Source organism: Runella sp. (assembly GCF_027484545.1).
Taxonomy (GTDB): domain Bacteria; phylum Bacteroidota; class Bacteroidia; order Cytophagales; family Spirosomataceae; genus Runella.
Genome location: NZ_JAIXST010000133.1, coordinates 1 through 3,933 on the forward strand (window position 1 = coordinate 1; position 3,933 = coordinate 3,933).

Consider the following 3,933-nt stretch of genomic DNA (forward strand, 5'->3'; position numbering starts at 1 on the left):
GGGGGCATCTTTCGGGTGTATTACACATCAGGTAGGTTATTTAGGTTCTTGGTAAAACAAAAATAACACCCCGATTGCCCCTTACAAAATCAGCACCATAATTGGCGCACTACCAAAAAAACAACATTCCCCCATTGGGGGACAGGGGGCCATGAAAACCATCCTTATCTTTTTTGTTCGGGCGTATCAGGTGGTGCTTTCGCCGTATTTGCCCAATTCCTGTCGGTATACACCCACCTGCTCGCAGTATATGATTGAGGCAGTGCAGAAGCACGGCGTGCTCAAAGGCGGATGGATGGGCCTCAAGCGCACCGGCAGTTGTCACCCGTGGGGCGGGCATGGGTATGATCCCGTACCATAAGTGAGTGTCAAGTAAAGAATGCAGAGTGTCGAATTTTGAATTATAACTATGAAATACCCCCGCAAACTTTCCTCTGGTGCTAACAATACCGTGATTGTGCTTTCGGATACGGAAGTAGCCAAACTGTTTACGGGCGATACGTGCTCGGATATTGGCTCAGAAGCCGAAAAGATGAAGTTTGCCAATGCAGTCAATGAGTTGATAGTCAAGTTTGTACGTTTAGATTACAATGAAGAGCTACAAGCCGAAATGCTCGTGATGGAACGCCTGCGCCCCATGGACTACTGCGCCTACGAAGTGGAAATACGTGAGTTGTGGCTGGATGTATTTGAAGACGAACTCTATGCGCTGCATCAAGCGGGATTTGTTCATCGGCATTTAATACGTTCTTCTGATAGTGGCGGTTTGGCCTTTGATAATATTTTGCTGACTGAACAGGGTTTACGCCTGATTGATGTGGGCATCTCCGCCCTGCGCTCGCAGGTGGGGAACGTGATTTTTAAGAAATATGTGGAAATAGAGCTACAGGAAATGAAGATATTCAGAACCTATTTTTTAAATAGATAACTTCTCCAATAGGGAAAATAATGGCTTAAACTGAATTTTTACTTAGTTTTGGCCCATTCTAACACAGAAAAAAGATGCTAAAACGTATCCATATTGAAAACTTCAAAAGCCTAAAGAATGTTACTCTTGACTTACAACGAGTGAATGTATTGATAGGGCCTAATAATTCAGGAAAAACGAATGTGTTGAAGGCGTTGGAGTTGTCGTTAAATAGTCATAAATTATTTAACTTATCTCAAAGCCAAAAATCAAGGCTACTTTATAATTTAGAATTTAATAATATTCCTAAAATCTTGATAAAGTATATACACAAAGATTTTAGCGGTCTTTTAAATGAAGCAACTCGTGAAATAGACATTTATACATTAAAGGCACCTTGGGCAAGATTTAATGAACCGCAAGGTAATTTAGCATTCCATTTTGAGAAGGAGTTTAATGATATCACACTATATTTCATTAACCCACATCTCCTCAAAAAGTCTTATCCGCTTCTGTCTGGTAATCAAATAGTTAACGAAGATGCCTCTAATCTGGTAGCCTTTTCAGATTTTCTACGTGACCAGCATCCTGATTTGTTTCAAAAAATACAGTCAGATTTGAGCATGTGTATTCCTGAGCTTACTCAAATCAGATTTGAAAATGTTACACCAACTGAAAATGATGTGAAGATTTTTGGGGATAAAACATTCAAAAGACTGGGACTATTTGACAAAACTCACAATACCGTTTTCTGGTCTGATGAACTGCCTGAAGGCGTATTATATTTCTTGGCTTTGCTTTGTATTATTCACCAACCTAATCTACCAAAACTATTATTGTTGGAAGAACCCGAACGGGGCATTCATCCTCGTAGAATCAAAGAGGTTATTGGATTTATTAAGCAATTGGCTTACGAAAAAGAAATACAGGTAATCCTGACGACACATAGTCCATTGGTATTGGAGGAGTTTGCAGAAACGCCCGAAAGTGTATTTATTTTTGATAAAAACGAAGAAGGAGCTACTTCCATTAAAAACTTACAAAAAGATGTCATTAGCCTGAAAATGCAGAACGAGCCAAAAAAGGCATGGAAGCTGTAAATTATACAGATGCATTGGGCGAAAATTGGACCATTGAATTTTTGGGAGGTGTGCCGAAATGAGAACAATTAAATACGGTTTTTACGGGGAAGAGGATGCTCAAAAGATTTTCCTTAAAAATTATTTGCGACACTTCTCCGGTGTGAATTTTGAACAGGACGAAGACTTTTGCCGTCGCTACCGTGCCCGAAATAAAAAGCAGGTAGATGAAAAATTTCGAATGGTTAGTCAGGAAGGCTTTTTGTGGTATCAGCATGATGTGTTTTTTGTAGGCAGAGATTTAGATAATCATTTGCAAAAAGACTACACTGAAAAATTTACGTGGTTTCAGGAGTGTTCGCACGACAGACAAAAAACGCTTTTTATGATTCCTGTTCAGTGTATCGAACACTGGCTTTGGTATTTGAAAATCAAACAGGATAATCCGAAATTGACTAAAAATGAATCGTTAGAAATGAAACCTCGACCTGACGCAAAACGAGCGATTTATGGGATGCCTGAAGCGATTAATGCAGTTTCTAATCCCATTGTAAATGAACTCACTATGCAATTTGAGATTGAATGGTTAGAAAGTCGTTCAGATAGTTTTCGTCATTTTCATCAGCAAGTACAATTATTTTTGACCCAATTTGTTAGCTAATCCATGCCTGCAACGCTGCCCCTTTTTTTGATAATGGCCCTTTCCTCCGTCGTGGTGGGGGTTTATTTAGAACGTAAAATTTCTGCTTTTATCCAAGACCGCATGGGGCCGATGGAAGTGGGGAAATGGGGTTTGCTGCAACTCATCGCCGATTTACTCAAACTCCTCCAAAAAGAAGATATTGTACCCACCGCCGCCGATCGTAAACTGTTTCTGCTTGCACCGTTGGTGATATTTACGGCCATTTTTGCGGGCTATGCCGTCCTGCCGTTAAGTCCTGATTTACAGGGCTCCACGGCACCGGTGGGAATTTTCTACCTGATGACCATTATTTCCGTGGATGTGATTGGGATTTTGATGGCGGGTTGGGGCTCCAACAACAAGTTTGCTCTGTTTGGGGCGATGCGCTCCGTGGCCCAAATCGTCTCCTACGAAATTCCTTTGGGTTTAACCGTTTTGTGCGTCGTAATGACTGCTCAAACGTTAGATTTACAAACCATAAGCTACCAACAGGGCCTCTATTCTGACGAAACCGTTTACCTTTTCGGGCTCAAATCATTGGGCATTGATATTACCCACATTGGCGGCTTTTTGAGTTGGAACATCATCAAAAGCCCGTTTCTGATGGTGGCTTACATTGTCTTCTTTATCACGACCTTAGCCGAGTGTAACCGCGCTCCGTTTGACATTCCCGAAGGGGAATCTGAGTTGGTGGGTGGTTTTCACACTGAGTATTCGGGGATGCGTTGGGCGTTGCTGTTTCTGTCCGAATATGCCATGATGTTGTTGGTGTCGCTTTTGGGGGCTATTCTGTTTTTGGGAAGTTGGAATACGCCACTGCCCAACATCGGTCCCATTCGCCTTGCCGATTGGACGAGCGGGGCACCGGGTACGATTTGGGGCAATGTGTCGGGGGCTTTTTGGTTGATTTTTAAAGCAGGGTTCGCCATTCTGATTCAAATGTGGGTTCGCTGGACTTTTCCGCGCCTGCGCGTGGACCAACTCATGTTTTTGTGTTGGAAAGTGCTGACACCCGTGGCTTTAATCCTGTTTTTGATCTGCGGCGTTTGGCGGTTGCTGATGGTGTAATTGAGTAAAAGCCGGGCGGAATATATTTCCCGCCCGGTTTCTGAATTATGTATTAGTGAGATTTTATTGTTTTACCTCTGCAGGATTCAAGTTACAAATGCAACTTCTTGATGGTTAGTTAATTGATTAAAAATTTGATTTGGTGTTTGAAAATCATGTCTTTTTCTTGGCCTGTTATTAAGTTCATTCTCTACAAA

At 41.8% G+C, this 3,933-nt stretch carries 5 protein-coding genes; all 5 read left to right on the top strand.

Translation table 11 applies throughout. The features are described from left to right. Positions 1-151: 151 nt before the first annotated feature. The 5 genes from yidD (at position 152) to Q0081_RS12015 (ending at position 3,736) form a co-directional block, all read left to right on the top strand. Positions 152-361 carry a membrane protein insertion efficiency factor YidD gene (gene yidD, locus Q0081_RS11995; protein ID WP_298353314.1) on the top strand — a complete coding sequence of 70 codons (210 nt, stop codon included), beginning with the start codon at positions 152-154 and terminating at the stop codon, positions 359-361. A 48-nt stretch (positions 362-409) separates the two neighbouring features. Further along, positions 410-928: a hypothetical protein gene (locus Q0081_RS12000; RefSeq protein WP_298353317.1), complete on the top strand. Its 519-nt coding sequence runs from the start codon at positions 410-412 to the stop codon at positions 926-928. 74 nt (positions 929-1,002) lie between these two features. After that, complete coding sequence (locus tag Q0081_RS12005; protein ID WP_298353320.1) at positions 1,003-2,007, top strand: AAA family ATPase; 1,005 nt, start codon at positions 1,003-1,005, stop codon at positions 2,005-2,007. Between the two features lie 58 nt (positions 2,008-2,065). Further along, on the top strand, positions 2,066-2,647 hold the full coding sequence (locus Q0081_RS12010) for a hypothetical protein (protein WP_298353323.1): 582 nt from the start codon (positions 2,066-2,068) through the stop codon (positions 2,645-2,647). A gap of 3 nt (positions 2,648-2,650) precedes the next feature. After that, positions 2,651-3,736, top strand: a complete 1,086-nt coding sequence (locus Q0081_RS12015; RefSeq protein ID WP_298353326.1) for a complex I subunit 1 family protein — start codon at positions 2,651-2,653, stop codon at positions 3,734-3,736. Positions 3,737-3,933 lie beyond the last annotated feature (197 nt).

What these genes read in the sequence shown, in the direction of transcription:
- yidD (WP_298353314.1), top strand. Translation starts at nt 152, where the DNA reads ATGAAAACCATCCTTATCTTTTTTGTTCGGGCGTATCAGGTGGTGCTT.
- Q0081_RS12005 (WP_298353320.1), top strand. Translation starts at nt 1,003, where the DNA reads ATGCTAAAACGTATCCATATTGAAAACTTCAAAAGCCTAAAGAATGTT.
- Q0081_RS12010 (WP_298353323.1), top strand. Translation starts at nt 2,066, where the DNA reads ATGAGAACAATTAAATACGGTTTTTACGGGGAAGAGGATGCTCAAAAG.
- Q0081_RS12015 (WP_298353326.1), top strand. Translation starts at nt 2,651, where the DNA reads ATGCCTGCAACGCTGCCCCTTTTTTTGATAATGGCCCTTTCCTCCGTC.
- Q0081_RS12000 (WP_298353317.1), top strand. Translation starts at nt 410, where the DNA reads ATGAAATACCCCCGCAAACTTTCCTCTGGTGCTAACAATACCGTGATT.